At 35.1% G+C, this 16,435-nt stretch carries 17 protein-coding genes; 2 read left to right on the top strand and 15 right to left on the bottom strand.

From position 1 onward, the window contains the following. Positions 1–41: 41 nt before the first annotated feature. The 13 genes from DF185_RS22625 to DF185_RS22565 all read right to left on the bottom strand — a co-directional run bounded on the left by DF185_RS22625 (position 42) and on the right by DF185_RS22565 (position 13,088). Positions 42–821, bottom strand: a complete 780-nt coding sequence (locus DF185_RS22625; protein ID WP_110363990.1) for a hypothetical protein — start codon at positions 819–821, stop codon at positions 42–44. Further along, positions 818–1,558 carry a hypothetical protein gene (locus DF185_RS22620; protein ID WP_110363988.1) on the bottom strand — a complete coding sequence of 247 codons (741 nt, stop codon included), beginning with the start codon at positions 1,556–1,558 and terminating at the stop codon, positions 818–820. Before DF185_RS22620 ends, DF185_RS22625 begins: the two co-directional genes overlap by 4 nt. A gap of 9 nt (positions 1,559–1,567) precedes the next feature. Then, on the bottom strand, positions 1,568–2,446 hold the full coding sequence (locus tag DF185_RS22615) for a vacuolar protein sorting family 37 protein (protein WP_110363986.1): 879 nt from the start codon (positions 2,444–2,446) through the stop codon (positions 1,568–1,570). Then, the gene (locus tag DF185_RS22610; protein WP_133250131.1) at positions 2,436–3,251 is read right to left on the bottom strand and encodes a hypothetical protein; all 816 of its coding nucleotides are present in this window, start codon (positions 3,249–3,251) and stop codon (positions 2,436–2,438) included. Before DF185_RS22610 ends, DF185_RS22615 begins: the two co-directional genes overlap by 11 nt. Then, complete coding sequence (locus DF185_RS22605) at positions 3,248–4,246, bottom strand: hypothetical protein (protein WP_110363982.1); 999 nt, start codon at positions 4,244–4,246, stop codon at positions 3,248–3,250. The genes DF185_RS22610 and DF185_RS22605 overlap by 4 nt, the downstream gene beginning before the upstream one ends. Positions 4,247–4,251: 5 nt before the next feature. Continuing rightward, on the bottom strand, positions 4,252–5,274 hold the full coding sequence (locus tag DF185_RS22600; protein ID WP_110363980.1) for a hypothetical protein: 1,023 nt from the start codon (positions 5,272–5,274) through the stop codon (positions 4,252–4,254). Beyond that, positions 5,267–6,145, bottom strand: coding sequence for a hypothetical protein (locus DF185_RS22595; RefSeq protein ID WP_110363978.1), 879 nt, complete (start codon positions 6,143–6,145; stop codon positions 5,267–5,269). The genes DF185_RS22600 and DF185_RS22595 overlap by 8 nt, the downstream gene beginning before the upstream one ends. Beyond that, positions 6,132–7,385 (bottom strand): hypothetical protein, encoded by a 1,254-nt coding sequence (locus tag DF185_RS22590; RefSeq protein WP_110363976.1) that lies wholly within the window; start codon positions 7,383–7,385, stop codon positions 6,132–6,134. Before DF185_RS22590 ends, DF185_RS22595 begins: the two co-directional genes overlap by 14 nt. Continuing rightward, complete coding sequence (locus tag DF185_RS22585; protein WP_110363974.1) at positions 7,385–8,209, bottom strand: hypothetical protein; 825 nt, start codon at positions 8,207–8,209, stop codon at positions 7,385–7,387. The genes DF185_RS22590 and DF185_RS22585 overlap by 1 nt, the downstream gene beginning before the upstream one ends. Before the next feature lie 24 nt (positions 8,210–8,233). Further along, complete coding sequence (locus DF185_RS22580; protein ID WP_110363972.1) at positions 8,234–9,208, bottom strand: hypothetical protein; 975 nt, start codon at positions 9,206–9,208, stop codon at positions 8,234–8,236. Positions 9,209–9,219: 11 nt separating this feature from the next. Continuing rightward, positions 9,220–10,269, bottom strand: coding sequence for a hypothetical protein (locus DF185_RS22575; protein ID WP_110363970.1), 1,050 nt, complete (start codon positions 10,267–10,269; stop codon positions 9,220–9,222). 1,240 nt (positions 10,270–11,509) lie between these two features. After that, a complete protein-coding gene (locus DF185_RS22570; RefSeq protein ID WP_110363968.1) occupies positions 11,510–12,163 on the bottom strand; it encodes a PQLLE family protein in 654 nt (217 codons plus the stop codon). Positions 12,164–12,542: 379 nt separating this feature from the next. Then, on the bottom strand, positions 12,543–13,088 hold the full coding sequence (locus DF185_RS22565; protein ID WP_110363965.1) for an REP-associated tyrosine transposase: 546 nt from the start codon (positions 13,086–13,088) through the stop codon (positions 12,543–12,545). A gap of 238 nt (positions 13,089–13,326) precedes the next feature. Between DF185_RS22565 and DF185_RS23665 the strand changes: the two genes are divergently transcribed. Then, a complete protein-coding gene (locus DF185_RS23665) occupies positions 13,327–13,470 on the top strand; it encodes a hypothetical protein (RefSeq protein WP_165836105.1) in 144 nt (47 codons plus the stop codon). A gap of 6 nt (positions 13,471–13,476) precedes the next feature. After that, positions 13,477–13,911 (top strand): helix-turn-helix domain-containing protein, encoded by a 435-nt coding sequence (locus DF185_RS22560; protein ID WP_110363963.1) that lies wholly within the window; start codon positions 13,477–13,479, stop codon positions 13,909–13,911. Positions 13,912–14,026: 115 nt separating this feature from the next. On the opposite strand, the gene DF185_RS22555 is transcribed toward DF185_RS22560, so the two are convergent. Beyond that, positions 14,027–14,527: a hypothetical protein gene (locus tag DF185_RS22555; protein WP_133250130.1), complete on the bottom strand. Its 501-nt coding sequence runs from the start codon at positions 14,525–14,527 to the stop codon at positions 14,027–14,029. Position 14,528: 1 nt separating this feature from the next. Then, positions 14,529–16,435, bottom strand: a 1,907-nt coding sequence (locus DF185_RS22550) for an RHS repeat-associated core domain-containing protein (protein ID WP_317046857.1), incomplete at its 5' end; no start/stop codon positions are given.

Raw genomic sequence — 16,435 nt, 5'->3', positions numbered from 1 at the left:
TTATTTTTTATCCTTTCAGCTCAATATGTTATTAAGATCTTCTACTTCTTAATTGATTCCTTAACATGATTCACTTGAACTTTCATCCTCTCATTCTCTCTTTTTAACTCAATCACATAAAGCGTAAGCTCCTCAATTTTCCGCAACAACAATTGATTCATCTCGCTTTGGTTGACACCATTCTCTTGCATTTCTTTTGCAGGTGCAACATCGGGCAGATGTTTGTTAGCTTGAATAAAATCTTCCAGATCATTTAGGCTTCGAAGATTATAGTCATCATCGAATACAAAGTCGGCACCTTGCATGTCCACTTTTAGTTCGCGTGCTCGGATACTTCCATTCACATCCAATTTGTAATTTGAGGAAGCTGCAGTTCCTATTCCAACATTAGATCGTAAAATAGCATCCCCACTTACTTCGAGCTCTTGCATTTTTTTCCTTTTATCAGAATATGGAGGAAGAGTACTGCAAACAATCCACCATTGAGTACCTTTGTCTTTGTATTTATCAAACTCTTCTTGACTTAACACAACCGAGCTATAATGGGTGAAATCCATTCCATCGAAACTTTGATAGAAATAATTACCCTTTACCGCAGCTTGTGCATGCCAACCAGGATTAATCTGTTTGTTTGCATTGTATTCCAAAGTATTAATCCCATCCCATGGGATCATATAAATGGAAAATTTTATCCCAGGATTGCGAGAGGCTACAATTGCATAGCCAGTGGCTCGTGCATTTCTTTTTTGAATTTGAGTTAAAGTCTGACCAAAAGATCCACTTGAGATCAGGACTAAAAAAATTAATAAATAGTTTTTCATTCATTATGATTTTTGATTAGTACTTGTTCCAATTGATTGATTCTTTTCTCTTGCTTGAGAATATAGAGTGTAAGCTCTTCTATTTTTTGCAATAGCTTTTGATTCATTTCGCTCTGATTGACACCATTTTCCTGCATTTCCTTTGCAGGTGCAACATCGGGCAGATGTTTGTTGCTATGGATAAATTCTTCCAGATCATTTAGACTTCGAAGATTATAGTCATCTTCGAATACAAAGTCGGCACCTTGCATGTCTACTTTAAGTTCACGAGTGCGGATGGTTCCATTCACATCTAACTTGTAATCGGGAGAGATGGTTCCAATACCTATATTACCAGAATTATGGATAAACATTCGAGGAGCAGAAACCACTTTATTGGCAGTAGTATTACCAGACTGAGCATGAAAGTAAATACTACCCCATTGACATACCATACCAGAATATCCATAACTATTATCGTGATTATATGGTGTAAAAAGTTGATTATGATTCATGCCTCTTTGATACACCGCTAGATTTGATCCAAAAACACCACATCCACCTGAACTACCTGAAACCAGAGCGCCAAATTCACTGCCAACTACTAATTGTGCATTTATTTCACTAACTCCTATTCCTACATTTTTATCTTTATAAAAAATTGGACTGGATGTATTTTCCGGCACTTGTGTTTGTGCTAAAAGAGGTTTACCAGCAATCAACAAAACTGCTAGTATTAAAAAGTTCACTTTTATCATTCTTATGAGTTATTTGGAATCGTTTTTTTGATTTATTAAGGATTGAATAGCAGTCTCTAGCTGTTCTATTTTTTCTTCCTTCGCTTTTAGTTGACTAATTTCTTTTTGCTGTTGAATCACATACAAAGTCAACTCCTCTACCTTCTGTAATAACAACTTGTTCATTTCGGCCAAGCCCACGCTATTCTCTTCCATTTGTTTGGCCGATGGGATATCCGGCAAGTGTTTGTTTGTCGTGATGAACTGTTCTACTTCGGAAAGATCTTTTAATTGGTAATCGTCTTCGAATACGAAGTCGGCGGTTTGGGCTACTACTTTAATTTCTGTGGCTTTGATTGTACCCGCAACCTCTAATTTTGTTGATGGTTTTGTTGTTCCAATACCAAGTTTACCCGAATGACTTAAATAAAAATCATGTACTCCATAATTTACACGACCTATTTTAGCATCCGTAATAACCAAATCACCTCCATCTGGTAATATACCGTCAAATACTCCAGAACCATCCCAAGCCTCTTGATCTAGTACAACATCTAATAGTGGAATACTCTTGGTAAAATAGACTTCGACATATGATTTATCTCCATCAAAAGTAATTCTACATTCAGTCCAATATCCTCCACTTGATGTTGATACAACATTAATTCCTCCATAATTTGACCATCCTTTAAACCAACTAATTTCACAAACATGAGGCGTTGTAGCTCCTCCTTTTGTTAACAATGTTAATTTTCCATAACCTCTTCCTGAAGAATTATTACCATACAAAACTCTTTTCCAACCAGCTTGGTCAACTTCAACTGTTTTTTTAATGGTATTTTGAGCAAATAATCGAAAATTTGAGAATGCTGTTATTAAAAGAAAGAGTATAATTATCTTATTTTTCATTTTTATCAGATTCTAATTTGTAAACTCTTTTATTTAACTCAATTATGTGCAATGTCATCTCTTCAATTTTCTGCAACAACAATTTGTTCATTTCGGCCAAGCCAATCCCATTTTCTTTCATTTGTTTGGCCGATGGAATATCTGGTAAATGTTTGTTTGTAGTGATGAACTGTTCTACTTCGGAAAGATCTTTTAATTGGTAATCGTCTTCGAATACGAAGTCGGCGGTTTGGGCTACTACTTTAATTTCTTTGGCTTTGATTGTACCTTTAACATCTAAAGATGAAGCAAAAACCTTTGCGTCAACACAATTAATTATGAGGTCACCTGAAGGAAGGTTATTTAGAAAAGGTTCTTCTTGTAAAGCAGTAATTCTGGAATTAGCCCTAATTAATCTTCTAAAATAATATCTAGTGTGATACATATTTATTTTTAAATAGATATCAATTGTTGCTCCATTCCTTACTCCTTTAATATTCTCCGTACCAATATTAGAATCATGAAGGATTAACGACATTGATGTAGCTGGGCCAGGATTTGGACTTTGCCTTTTAAATCGTGCAGTTAGTCTTCCATAAAAGTATGTGCTACATGAGGATCCATTACCAAACAATTCAAACACAGTACCAAAATCTTGGAAAGCGTAAGTATTTGTGCATGTCGCAATCCGAACCCACTTATCAGCATTTGTTGATCCTGTATGTTGAGTATACCAAAGTTGATTTAACACATCTTCTTCGACATTTTGTGCAACTACTAACATATTCACATGGAGACAAAGAAATATTGTTATTATATTTTTCATTGATTTGTTTTTTGTGTTTGTAATAATTTCTTAATCAACTCTTTTTGTTTACTCAAATCTTTATTTTGTCGGATTACATATAGAGTTAACTCCTCCACCTTCTGCAATAACAACTTGTTCATTTCCACCAAATCAACTCCCTTTTCTTTCACTTGTGCCTCCGATGGTATACCAGGCAAATGTTTATTGCGCTTAATGAAATCCTCTACTTCTTCTAGTTTGGACAATTGATAATCATCATGAAATACAAAGTCAGCCCAAGGAGGAGCAACTGCACTAAATGAATTTGCTCTTACTACGCCATTTACCTCCAATTTGTAATTGGGATTATTCTTGCCAATCCCTACATTTCCATTCTTTTTAAAACGAACAGTTTCTGCACCTTCAGAGAATATTGCCAGATCTGCATTATTACTTCCTTGTCTAATTGCAGCAATATGCGTATCAGCATCACTTACTCTTAAATGAAGAGCAGACATACTTCCTAAAACGGAACTTTTATTTTCCAAGCGAAGTCCATTTGATCCATAATTTCCATTGTTCCCTCCTGTGAATGATGTATTTGAGTTATTAAAAACCGAATGCATAGAGTAATATGGATTTGCAGTTCCAAGTCCAAATAATCCAGGCTTAAACAGATGAGTTAAAGCACCTTCAAAAAAGATCCCTAAATCCGATAAATTTTCACCTCTATAGATCGTAGCTAGATGAGTATCCGAAGTTCCTATTCTAAAGTGCAAACTAGACATTCCACCTAACGTAGAAGTCTGGTTTTCTATCCTGATTCCATTTGCCCCCCAATTACCTGAGTTTCCTGTTAAAAACTTGGTATCAGTATTTACAAATCTACAATCTAGCATATAGTAAGGATTAGGAGTTCCAATACCTACTGAATTATTTGGAATATTCTTAACCTGAATTTCAGGGGCATATATTTGTCCGAACCCAATATTGAACACTAAAAATGTAAGTGAAAGCAATCCTATTTTTTTCATAATTATTAAGGTTGTATTGTTACTAAGGAATCTATGCGAGCATGACATCTTTCATTCTCCTTCTTTAATTCAATAACATAGAGCGTTAATTCCTCCACCTTTTGAAGAAGCAACTTGTTCATTTCCGATAAACCCACGCCATTCTCCTCCATTTGTTTGGCTGATGGAATATCTGGTAAATGTTTGTTGGTTGTGATGAACTGTTCTACTTCGGAAAGTTTTTTTAATTCATAACTGTCTTCGAAAACAAAATCGGCTGTTTGAGCCTGAACTTTAATTTCGGTGGCGCGAATGGTTCCATCAACATCAATTTTTGCTGTAGGAAAAGTAACTCCAACTCCTATGTTACCATTAAATAAAACGTTTCCTCCGCCTTCAAAGCGAACTATTTGAGATGCTGCATTCAAATCTCCGCAACTTCCTCCGACACATGTATTACCCCAAATGGAGAATGCGTCATTACTATCATCCACAATATACATCCGCAGATCAGATGCAGAGTTCAAATGCACAGGAACAAATAATGCGGCATCAGTAATATGAATTCCATTGGAATAGCCACTTATTTGATCGTTCAACCAAGTTGACTGATAATTTCCTAGCTGAATTCTTTGTTCGATAATTGATGAGCCCCCAACATGAAATTTTACCAATGGTGACTCTGTACCAATTCCCAAACGATTATCGCTATCCAACATCAACACTTTTTTCCAAGTCCCCCAACTGGAGTTTTCAGGCAAAGCATTTCGATAAAAAAGACCTCCATCATTAAAGTTTAATTGATGAGTTTTATTGCCAGAGTTATCTGACCAAGGGGCTATGGTAAACAAGCCAGAATAACTTCCAGCTCCTGGAACACTAATAGTTCCCCTATGTTTAAATTCAAACTTTACCTCAGCATTGTAATCTGTAGGCAATGGAACTATATCTCTTGTATCCACTACCTTAATACTTGTTGCAACTTGTGCATAAACCTCACCACAAAACATAGCAATGGCCAATGCCAGTACATATTTTAAATTAGTCATTGTTATTTTCTTGATTGATTCGTTTTTCTAATTCTTCTATCTTATTCCCTTGTTGCTTTAATATCTTTTGTTGTTCTATGGTATAAAGAGTTAATTCCTCTATTTTTTGCAGTAGGAGCTTGTTCATTTTAGCCAAACCAATCCCTTCGCTTTCTACTTCTTTAGCTGAAGGCATATTCGGAAGATGTTTGTTATTCTGTATAAATTGCTCCACTTCTTCAAGCGATTGAATTGAATAATCTTCTTCGAATACATAATCTGGCCAATTGGTAGTTGCTTTAACTTGTACCTCATCAAATACAGCATTGCCTTTTACTGCCAAACTGTACCCATTGGGTATTTTATCACTCCCAATCGCCAAAGTATTAAACGATCGTTTGTTTACTGGACGTGGGCCAATATCTTCCGAAAAAGTCTCTGTTAAGCTTAAATTATTTTTAATCGTCGATGCTACGTTGCTATAAATGTCTATATGAACGTGCATGCCTGTCGCTGAATAGGCATTCAATTTATAGATAGGAATACGAATCTTGTTATTATGAGCTATCATATCTCCAATACCATAGGTCTTGGCAATATTGCCATGTGCAGTAATTACCTCTGATGAATATTCATGAATCTCATTACGACCCTTTGGGTGGTAAAAAGAAAAAAGTCGAGTCAACTTTCCAAAAGAAGCAGAACGATTCCACCCTCCAAATATGGTCACCTCTATGGCTCCAGTAATTGCAATATCATTCAATTCTAGGTAAGCCACTTCATTTTGCTTATTATGAGTAAAACTTACAACTCCTTCCCAACTTAACTTTTCCGCTTTCAGATTGGTAAATACAAATATCAGAGCAATCAGAATTAGACTATTTTTTTTCATTCTCTACTAGTAGTTTATCAATTTGTTTTTGTTGCTTCTCATTTGTCTTTTTTAAGTCAATTACATACAGTGTCAGCTCCTCCACCTTCTGCAAAAGCAGCTTATTCATCTCAGCCAAACCAACGCCATTCTCTTCCATTTGCTTGGCCGATGGTATATCCGGTAAATGCTTGTTGGTAGTAATGAATTCTTCTACTTCGGAAAGATCTTTTAATTGATAGTCATCTTGGAACACGAAGTCGGCGGTTCTCGCTTCTACTTTTACCTCCTCAGCACGCATGGTTCCAGCAACATCTAATAAAAAAACAGGAGTGGTAGTTCCAATTCCAACATTACCATTCTGAGCAATTCTCATTCTTTCATTTCTATCATTAGAACCTGTTGAAAAACTGATTCCATCACATCCTGAAATTGTTAGTCCATCCGGACTAGCCCCTCCGTTGCAATGATCATAAGTAAGTATTGAAAGATTGTATTTACCTGATTTACTAAAATCTTTACGGAAGAAAATTCCATTTTCTACTCCGTCACAGTTATATGCGTCCAAAAGCAGATTCCCTTTTACATGTATTTTTTCTATTGGATCAGTGGTACCTATACCTATATTGCCATTGTAGGCAATCCTCATTCTTTCATTTCTATCATTAGAACCCGTAGAAAAACTTACTCCATCAAATCCTGAAATTGTTAATCCATCAGGACTACCACCCCCATTACAATGATCATAAGCAAGTATTGAAAGATTGTATTTACCTGTTTGACTAAATTCCTTTCGAAAAAAAAGCCCTCCCTCATTGCCAATGTTGTTATAAACATCCATCAACACATTACCCTCAACTTGTAGTTTTTGGAAAGGATTTTCAACTCCTATTCCTACATAGCCATTTTGTAAGATTGTTAAACGCTCTTTTAAATTTGTTGCAGAGGTCCCATCATTCACAAAGAATGATAGTTTTGACCCATACGTATTATAAGTTTTTTCAACAGCTGAAATTCTTGCCCTATTGCCATCTTGAAATCCAAGAAAATCAATAGAAGGAAGCAATGGTGATGCCGCCGAGCCATTTAATCCATTTGTACTTAATGAAAGTTTCGCTCCTAAAGAATTTGCAATCTCTAGATTACCAATAGGAGATGTAGTTCCAATCCCTACATTACCACTAGAAGATAAAAGATTTGTTTGTCCAAAAGAATAAACAACTATCAATAAGGATACAAACAATAAAATAAATTTTCTCATTAGTTTTTACTTTTTAAGATTAAAGATTCCAGCCTATCCAATCGAGATTCCAGAACTGAAATTCTCTTGTCTTTGCCTTTAATTTTCACCTCTTGATTCTTCAATAGTTTTCCTTGCTCAATGGTATATAAGGTCAACTCCTCCACCTTTTGCAAAAGCAGTTTATTCATCTCAGCCAAGCCAACGCCATTCTCTTCCATTTGTTTTGCAGATGGAATATCTGGTAAATGCTTGTTGGTAGTAATGAATTCTTCTACCTCGGAAAGTTCTTTCAATTGGTAATCTTCTTCGAAAACGAAATCGGCGGTTTGGGCCTGTACTTTTATTTCGGTGGCTTTGATCATACCTTTTACATCTAATTTGGCATTGGGTGCATCTGTACCAATCCCAACATTTCCAGCCACAGCTAAATGAGTTTGATTTGGTAGAGTTGTATTTGTTGGAAAACCTATAGCAACTCCTTTATAATATGTTTTATTTCCAATATCTGGTTGTAGATGTAAGGTGCTATAATGCATTAAATAAGGGCTAGAACTATGTCTTGCTAAAATCCACGCTCTACGGGCATTAAATCCTCTAGAATTACCTATTTCTAAAGCATTATTATAGCTCTGAGAGTAATAAACCACATCTCCTCTGCTAATATCTGTTGGATATTCAGCATCTGCTCCTCCGATAGATATGTGCAATGGGGAAATAGGTTTACTGTAGTTTAATCCTACATAACTGTCTTTATAATAGATAGGACTTGATTCTATCTGTGCTTGTGCTTGCAATTTGTAGCTTGCAATAACAACAATAAGTAATAGAACGATTTTATTCATAGCTTTAAAGTGGTGTTATTTATTTTACTTTTGATTTTCCTCTAATGCTGTTATTCTTTTTTCCAATTCTTTAAAGTTTTCTATTTGTACACTTCTTGCCTGAAGTTTCTTCTCCAATGCAATAGTATACAAAGTCAACTCCTCCACCTTTTGCAAAAGCAGCATGTTCATCTCAGCCAAACCAACGCCATTCTCTTCCATTTGCTTGGCCGATGGAATATCTGGTAAATGTTTGTTTGTCGTGATGAACTTTTCTACTTCGGAAAGATCTTTTAATTGATAGTCGTCTTCAAAAACGAAGTCGGCGCCACCTGTTGATTCTACTTTAATTTCAGTAGCACGAATCGCACCTTCTACATCCAATGGGTAGTTTGATGCTTTCTTTAAAATCCCCAAATGTCCACGATGATCAAAGGGTTTTCCTTTGATAAATTTCCAGTGATCATTCTTATGAGAATTTATCAATCCATACATAGGTTCATTTATAGGATTTGGCGCAAAAACATCATACTTATCATCTGAACTGTCGTATAGTATTACATTCAAATTATTGACATCAGCCACAAGCAAATTAGATGGATAGTCACATTCATAATGATAAATAAAACCTCCCCCTCTTAGAAAAACTAAAAATCCATATGAATGCATGGTATACATGGCACCCCCAAAAGTTTCATGGTAATGTTGGCGCAGATCCATAATTCTCCAATCAAATGCTGCGCCGCCCCAACTTCCAAAGTTTACTTCCAAATCAAGAGTTAAAGCTCCCTTATGTGTAGGTGAAAGCTCTGTAGGACCAGACTCACTGTAAGCTCGTGAAATCTTAATATGATTAATTCTATTGGCATTAGAATATCTAAATACAACTGGATAATATTTGTTTTTATCACCATTAACAATAAAGGAGCCTTTATAAATACTTTTTGTAATTACTTCTTCAGAAATAGCATTAAAAGCAATTGTAAACAAAAAGCTTAGCATTAAAATCTTTTTCATCATAGATACTTATATTAGTTTTGAGTCGTTAGTTTCTTTTCTATTTCTGATAATTTAGATTCAAATTCAGTTTTATTTTTTAAGTTCTCTTTTCTCAATTCAATAACATAGAGCGTCAACTCCTCCACCTTTTGCAAAAGCAGCTTGTTCATCTCAGCCAAACCAACGCCATTCTCTTCCATTTGCTTGGCCGATGGTATATCCGGTAAATGCTTGTTTGTATTAATGAATTCTTCTACCTCGGAAAGGTCTTTTAAATGGTAGTCATCTTCAAAAACGAAATCGGCGGTTTGAGCTTGCACTTTTATCTCTTCTGCACGAATGGTTCCAGCAACATGCAGTTTTTCAGAAGGATTCTTTATTCCAACTCCTAAATTCCCACTTCGTGTAATTCGCATGCTTTCATACATTGGACCTGGACCATCGGTACCTTGAGTAAAAAAAGCAAGACCCACAAAATCCGTATCATCGTGCTCTCTTGTTGCCACAATTGAAGCTCTTCTTCTACTCCCTATTTGCCAAGTAATCCCTGAAAAGTATCCACCATTCCCAGGGTCTGGTGATTTCAGTAATATTAGGTCTTGGTTATTTGCAATATGACTGGCATCAAAGGAGTTTTCGCCATTAATTTTCAATCTGGCATCAACAGAAGTTGTACCTATTCCAAGATTACCATCATAAGTTAATCGCATTACCTCTTGTTGTTTATAACCATTATTTGTACTCGTTAAGAATGACAAATTACTATTGGCTCCTCCTGCAGATAAGAGTGCTAAACGGGCTGAATAACTATTTCCATTGTTAGTACCCTTTAGGAATACAGATGGTCCAATAAGACTATTTGAAGAACGCTGCAGATAAAGAACATCATAATCTTTGTTCAGGTAATAATCATTATGCAATGATGGAGGGAAGATATCCGATGGAGCAATACTACTTTTAATATGTAGCTTTGTTTCAGGTTTTGTAATTCCCACTCCTACCTTGTTACCGGTATCTGTTAACTGAGCCCATAAATTAAACGGCAACAGCATGATAAACATGCCTATAATTCCATATTTCATGTTACTATTTGTTGTTATTAAGTTTTATTTTTAATTACTATCCTAAAATCACTTTTATCTATAGTATTTCACGCTGTACCAAAAGCAGACGCAATACGACAAACTATCATTTATTTCTTTTTTACAATTATTAACTAAATTATTTCTTACCTATCTTTTAATTAATACCATTCAAAACTAATTTAATCATAAGCACACCTATAGACTTTTATCTTTTTTGAATATTATTTATTGAATTCACTTATCTTATTATAATTTTTAAACAAGCAGACTACTAAATTAAATCAAACCAATGTAGTTTTTAATAGCACTTATTTATGTATTCTTTAAATTCTAAAAAGGTAACCCTATAGATTCATTTATTTTTACAGTAAACTCTTATTTATATTGATTTTTAATGTGTTTTCAAAAAAATACAACATGGCAATTTCTACAAACAAAATGAAATAACATTAATTGTCAGACAAGTACAATAATAACATAAGCATCTCATTAGGTAAACATTAACACATTTAACCAATATAATTTTAGATGAAATAAATATTATTCTAATTACCCTTAAAATTCTTTCATTTCTTTAATCATATATTTTTAATTGCAGAATAAAACGATTCACAATGCAATTAACTTAAACATGAAAATCAATGAATACATTTAGGGGAAATAGAATTAAATAATAATTCAATAAATGGTAGTTGTTTGTATTAGGTCTGAGAAGTAAGCTGCTAAAAACATTAAAGTACAATAAACAAGAAGTAGAATATTCAAAGCAAATCAATTGATTCACCTAATACCTTCTATCTATTGGAAAACAATTATTAGAATTTCTCCCGAACAAACTTATGGTAGACCTATTTAACCTGACATTGTGTTATTTCAGAATGGTTAGGAATGATATCTGACTGCCATTGTGTCATTTCTTCCTGTTAAAGTAGAATTTCAGAATGGTGTTTTTTGATTTCTTCCGCTTGGTTTATGAATTCAGGTGAATAAAGTGGAATTTCAGTACGTTAATTTGGCATTTCAGAATGCTCATTTATGAATTCAGAATGGTAATTTTATATTTCTGATTACCAAACAATCACAACAATGTTTGGTTTTGCTATTTCTGTGTGGAAACCTTCTTCTCAATAATTCCTGCTTACAAATCAGGAATTGCAGGAAGTGGATTATGCTTTCATTTATTCCAAAAAAAATGCCGACTCTTTTTGAATCGGCAAATGTTTTTATCGCGTTAATATTATGCATTGGAACGAACCAGAATGCCTAATTTTTCGAGTAGTTGAGGATCGTTTTCAAACTCTATTTTGGCTATTTCGCGCAATTTGTAACAAAAATCTTTTAATTGATTGTATGAGTTCCATTTTTGATCGGTAGCTTGTTGTGCATCACCAATTTCTTGCTGCTTGGTTTGTTGTAGTGCTTTTAAGTTGTGCAACTTGCTCTGCATGGCTGTTATACTTTCTTTGCTGTAACCAAAGCCTTGCATGCTGATGATCCACTCTTCGTGTTCCAAAATATTGGTGTATACCAAATCGGTATCGGCATACCAATCGGCAAATTTGGATATGTTTAGGCTATCAAGCTTTAGCATGTTCCATGCATTGGGATCATTATCGAATACCAAGCGAGCCAGTTTTTTAAATCTTTTGATTTCGGAAATGGACTGTTGCCAGTTTTCGTTGAACTTGTTGGTAGCTGCCTTTTGCTCGTCTTTTTCTTTGTCTTGCAGCTGACCATAGGTATTGGTTTGTTCCCACAGTTTTTGGCCTTCCTGTAATTTTTCGGGTGTGTAGCCATAAAGAGCCAAACGAGGTTGAATACTTGCATCTGCGGAAGCATTCCAAAGTAGAATGCGATGCTTTTCCATGTTTTCATTAAAAGTAGTATACATTGTATTATTTTTTTGGTTTAATAAACATTAATCAATTTAAAACCTTTTGATTTACAAACCAAAATTATTTTTAATGATTTTAAACTTATTATCAATTCATTAAGAAAATTATCTTTCGCATGTTGGTTGACTTAATTTAAAACAAGAATTCCTCAGGAAAGGATTGCTTTGATTTTTTTATGGCAGCGAGTGAGAAGGCAGGAAGTACAAGAAATAAACCCACTTACATTTTTACATGCAAGTGGGTTGTGTTTAAATTATTTTCTTCGAAAATTAGATACGAGTGGAACGCTTGAATTAGAAATATAAATTTGAACCAGTAGAGTCTAAAAGCTAGCGCGAGCGTCTTTCGCTCGTGCTCTGCGAAGCAGTCGGTAATTTATAACAATACAACTTGAACCTGTCCTTTTTCACCTGCATAATTCTTCGCACTACTATATTTCCAGTGATGTGCCTCTTCAACAAAACCAGCTTCTATAGGATTATTATGAATATAGTTCAACTTTTCAGTTATTACTTTATTACTCCACAATTCTATAGGATGATTATTTTGCTGCCAAAATTGCCCATGTGTTATATTACTATTTTTTTTACCTGCCCTTTTCATCATCCAAAGCAGCCACTCTTTTCTACTTTCCTGTGGATTTTCCTCTATCATTTTTTGAATTTGCTTTGATGAATAAACTTTAAATTCCTTCAACAATTTTCCCGGATTAGAATCTCCATCATTAAAAATAAAATGCAAATGACTAGGCATAATACAATAAGCAAAAAGACACATTCCTTTTTTCTTGCAACAATATTTCAAACTCTCAACAATGACTGAAAAATATTGCTCTCGCACAAATACATCAATCCAATAAACCGTTGCAAAACTTACAAAGTACAATCCTTCTTTGTTATTGAATTTATATTTCCGACTCAAAACATTCCTTTCTTAGATTCTTCTTTGAAGGTAAAGAAAGTAGTTTATTTTGCATAGAAATAATTGTTGATCGGTCTTCTGCTTTGCAAGAAAAAACCCACTCACATTTTTAAATGCAAGTGGGTTGTATTTTACTTTCCGATGACCTGCTACGCAGAGTCCGAGCGAAACGCTCGAACTAGCGGGCAGCATATACTCGCGCCATCTGGGGCAAACTATTCTTAAAATTATTAATGCAATGCTGACCAACAAAAAGTTCAAAGACTTCTTTAATAAATTCCAAGTTATTCAGGAGATGAATGGAGATACCAAGCAAATGGTAGTTAGGTTTCTGGACTTAGCAATTAGAGATTTTAAAGCAAGACAAGCTTATGGCAATTAAAAAATAATGAACGAAAAAACCCACTCACATTTTAAATGCAAGTGGGTTATATTTTATTTCCTGATTTTCTGCTGCGCAGAGTCCGAGTCACAGACTCGAACTAGCGGTCTGCATAAACTCGCGCTATCTGGGGGTACAGAACTGAGAAAACAAAAAGGATGGTCGCAAAGTGAACTAGCTAAACAAATTCAGGTTTCTCGTGAGATTGTAGGACGCTATGAACGTGGTGATGCAGTTCCATCTATTGACATTGCCAAGCGCATGGCTGATGTATTCGAAGTTTCTTTGGATTATTTGGTAGGTACATCTGAAAAGCTCATAAATAAGGAGATGCTGAAACGAATTGAAGAAGTCGATAAAATGAAACCCGAAGAAAAGAAAATGGTATATGCATTTCTCGACGCTTTTATTACCAAAACTAAATTACAAACTCTTTTATAAAAATAAACCCACTCACATTCTAAATGCAAGTGGGTTGTATCCTATTTCTTAATTTACTGCTGCGCAGAATCCGAGCGAGACGCTCGAACTAACAGTCAACTCGGACTATCTGGGATTAATAAAAAATTGGAAGCTTGTTTGAAATTAAATCACTTTGAACTAAGCCCTCTTTCTTAGGATAGAAATCTACACCAGATAACAAAAATTTACTCCTAATTGAATACTTCTTATTTTTCATCAAATATGGAACTATGTCATTCAAAGAGAAAGACAAATTAACTGCAAATATTTCATGAGAATTCAAACAAATGAAATCTTTATAATTCACTTTTATACCGTCTAAGTCAATTACTTCTTCACATGGAAAGACATCATAAATTTCCCCACTTTCTATATCTATTAATGAAACCTTCAGAATACTCAAACAAATTGCTTCTAGACTTGGCTTATAGACAATTAAACTTGTATCCCCCGTATTTTCTATAGACATCTTCAAGTTTAAATTTTCATTTTTAATAGAAGTGTTAACTAGTTTAAAAAATACACATTTTTCCTGCTGAGAAAAAACAACAGATGAAAACAACATTATAAAAATAACCAATATATATAATCTCATTTTAATCAATTATTAAGTTTAAAGGAAGAACTATTGGATTCACAATTCCTGTTGAAGAGGTAGAAACAGGAGTTTTTTTACGAAACTTATTAACATTTGAACGTCCAACATCTCTTCCATAAGCCTTTCTCTCAAAAGCTTTACCTGATTCTGTATAAGTTCCATTTCTTGTTCCTGAAGTTTTAACGTTACCAAAATGAGTTCCTTCATGATAAAGAGTTGATTCAACCATTATTCCACCAACCCACTTATCATTATCACTTTTAGAATTCTCCAACATTCCAACAACATCATTATCTAACCTAATGAGTCCTTGACCATCTGCAGCATTTTTTAATTCTCCTGTTTGACGATTTTTTTTTATGGAAGTAGTTCCATTAACTTTCCGGTCGATCTTACCGTCATTATTAGTATCCTTATCTAATTCAGTAACCTCCAATTTAGGCCCCTTCCCATAAGTTAACATTTCTGTTGTTTGTTCAGAAGTCAAACCACTTGTATCATAAAAAGCTTGTTTAAATTCATCAGACTTATTATTCCATGCTTCTAACATACCCTGTAAAAACTTAACTAAATCTGGATATTTTTTTGCAGTCTCTTTATCAACTTCAAACATCCCGTCAGGATCAATAAATCTAATTGGATTATTAAACGAATATCTATAAGGAGTCCAATCAAATGCCTTTTCTGTTAGTGGATCTATCACATGCCAACGCCCCAAACTAGCATCATACATCCTCGCCCCATAATCCAACCAGTCCGTCTCTTCCTGCAACTCCTTACCGTTGTACAAATACTTTTGGTCTGCATCAGTCTTGCTGTCAGACATGTTTATGCGCATTCCAAAGGGGTAGTAATGATTTAATTCCTCTACCTCTCCACTTTCACGCACCGACAGGCGTGTATTGCCCAAATGATCTTTTACAAAGAACTGGTAGGTATTGCTACCGTCTCCAACATTCAGCTTGCCTTCATCATTCAAGATGTATTTCAAAGAGCCATTCTCGTACACAAAGTTAGTACAATATTGTAATTTCTTGCTGTCCGGCAAACGATTTTCAAGTTTTACACCCGATGCATCGTAGGCATAGGCAAGGTTTCTTACCTTGTCGGCGGCATCTTTCTTCTCTACAAACTCCGGCAGGTTCAACAGGTTGTAATCAATGTCTGAGATCTTCTTGTTGTCGTCCCTTGTCATGTTGCCATTGGCATCGTACGAATATTCCAGGCTGGTAGACGATAATTCCTTGAATCCTTTGTTATCATCTTTGCCATCGTTCACAAAACTTAACTGGTTACCATTGTAGCCATAGCCCAATTGATCGATGTGGTTGCCTTTGTCGTAACGGTTCAGACTCATTATATTTCCGTTCAGGTCGTAGGTAATGCCTGTTACATCATAACCCGAAGCATCGCTCCAGCCTGAACTGTAGGTTTTAAAATCGGCTTTGCTAATGCGGTTTAGTGCATCGTAGGTGTAGCCATAGGCCTGGCGATGATTGCTCACTCCGCTTACCTTGCTCCACCATTCCATGCTGCCAATATTCCCGTTAAACTGATCTTCTCCGCCAAATGTTGTAGAGCCGGATTGGTAATTCAGGGCAAAACCAAATTCGTCATAGCCTCTGCCCGATCCGCCTGATTGCCTGTAGGCATTCATTTGAGTAAGCCAACCCCTGATGTTGTACTTGTAATCAAGGTTTCGACCTGCTTTTGTTAACTTTTTGGTTTCTAACTGTCCCAACTCATCGTAAAGCATTTCGGCAATGGTGCTTCGTGTTTTGTTTACTGCTCCACTGTATGCCAACTCCACCTTGGTTAAGCGTCCTGCATGATCGTATTTCATCCATTTGTTTTCTACAATGGTTTTTCCTAATGCCACATGCTCGTGTATACTTCGGTCTACTT

Source organism: Marinifilum breve (genome assembly GCF_003202155.1).
Taxonomy (GTDB): domain Bacteria; phylum Bacteroidota; class Bacteroidia; order Bacteroidales; family Marinifilaceae; genus Marinifilum; species Marinifilum breve.
This window is presented reverse-complemented; position numbering and strand designations above follow the sequence as displayed.

Bases quoted from the DNA above. Each gene is read 5' to 3' on its own strand.
- DF185_RS22625 (WP_110363990.1), bottom strand. From the start codon at position 821: ATGAAAAACTATTTATTAATTTTTTTAGTCCTGATCTCAAGTGGATCT.
- DF185_RS22620 (WP_110363988.1), bottom strand. From the start codon at position 1,558: ATGATAAAAGTGAACTTTTTAATACTAGCAGTTTTGTTGATTGCTGGT.
- DF185_RS22615 (WP_110363986.1), bottom strand. From the start codon at position 2,446: ATGAAAAATAAGATAATTATACTCTTTCTTTTAATAACAGCATTCTCA.
- DF185_RS22610 (WP_133250131.1), bottom strand. From the start codon at position 3,251: ATGAAAAATATAATAACAATATTTCTTTGTCTCCATGTGAATATGTTA.
- DF185_RS22605 (WP_110363982.1), bottom strand. From the start codon at position 4,246: ATGAAAAAAATAGGATTGCTTTCACTTACATTTTTAGTGTTCAATATT.
- DF185_RS22600 (WP_110363980.1), bottom strand. From the start codon at position 5,274: ATGACTAATTTAAAATATGTACTGGCATTGGCCATTGCTATGTTTTGT.
- DF185_RS22595 (WP_110363978.1), bottom strand. From the start codon at position 6,145: ATGAAAAAAAATAGTCTAATTCTGATTGCTCTGATATTTGTATTTACC.
- DF185_RS22590 (WP_110363976.1), bottom strand. From the start codon at position 7,385: ATGAGAAAATTTATTTTATTGTTTGTATCCTTATTGATAGTTGTTTAT.
- DF185_RS22585 (WP_110363974.1), bottom strand. From the start codon at position 8,209: ATGAATAAAATCGTTCTATTACTTATTGTTGTTATTGCAAGCTACAAA.
- DF185_RS22580 (WP_110363972.1), bottom strand. From the start codon at position 9,208: ATGATGAAAAAGATTTTAATGCTAAGCTTTTTGTTTACAATTGCTTTT.
- DF185_RS22575 (WP_110363970.1), bottom strand. From the start codon at position 10,269: ATGAAATATGGAATTATAGGCATGTTTATCATGCTGTTGCCGTTTAAT.
- DF185_RS22570 (WP_110363968.1), bottom strand. From the start codon at position 12,163: ATGTATACTACTTTTAATGAAAACATGGAAAAGCATCGCATTCTACTT.
- DF185_RS23665 (WP_165836105.1), top strand. From the start codon at position 13,327: ATGCTGACCAACAAAAAGTTCAAAGACTTCTTTAATAAATTCCAAGTT.
- DF185_RS22560 (WP_110363963.1), top strand. From the start codon at position 13,477: ATGAACGAAAAAACCCACTCACATTTTAAATGCAAGTGGGTTATATTT.
- DF185_RS22555 (WP_133250130.1), bottom strand. From the start codon at position 14,527: ATGAGATTATATATATTGGTTATTTTTATAATGTTGTTTTCATCTGTT.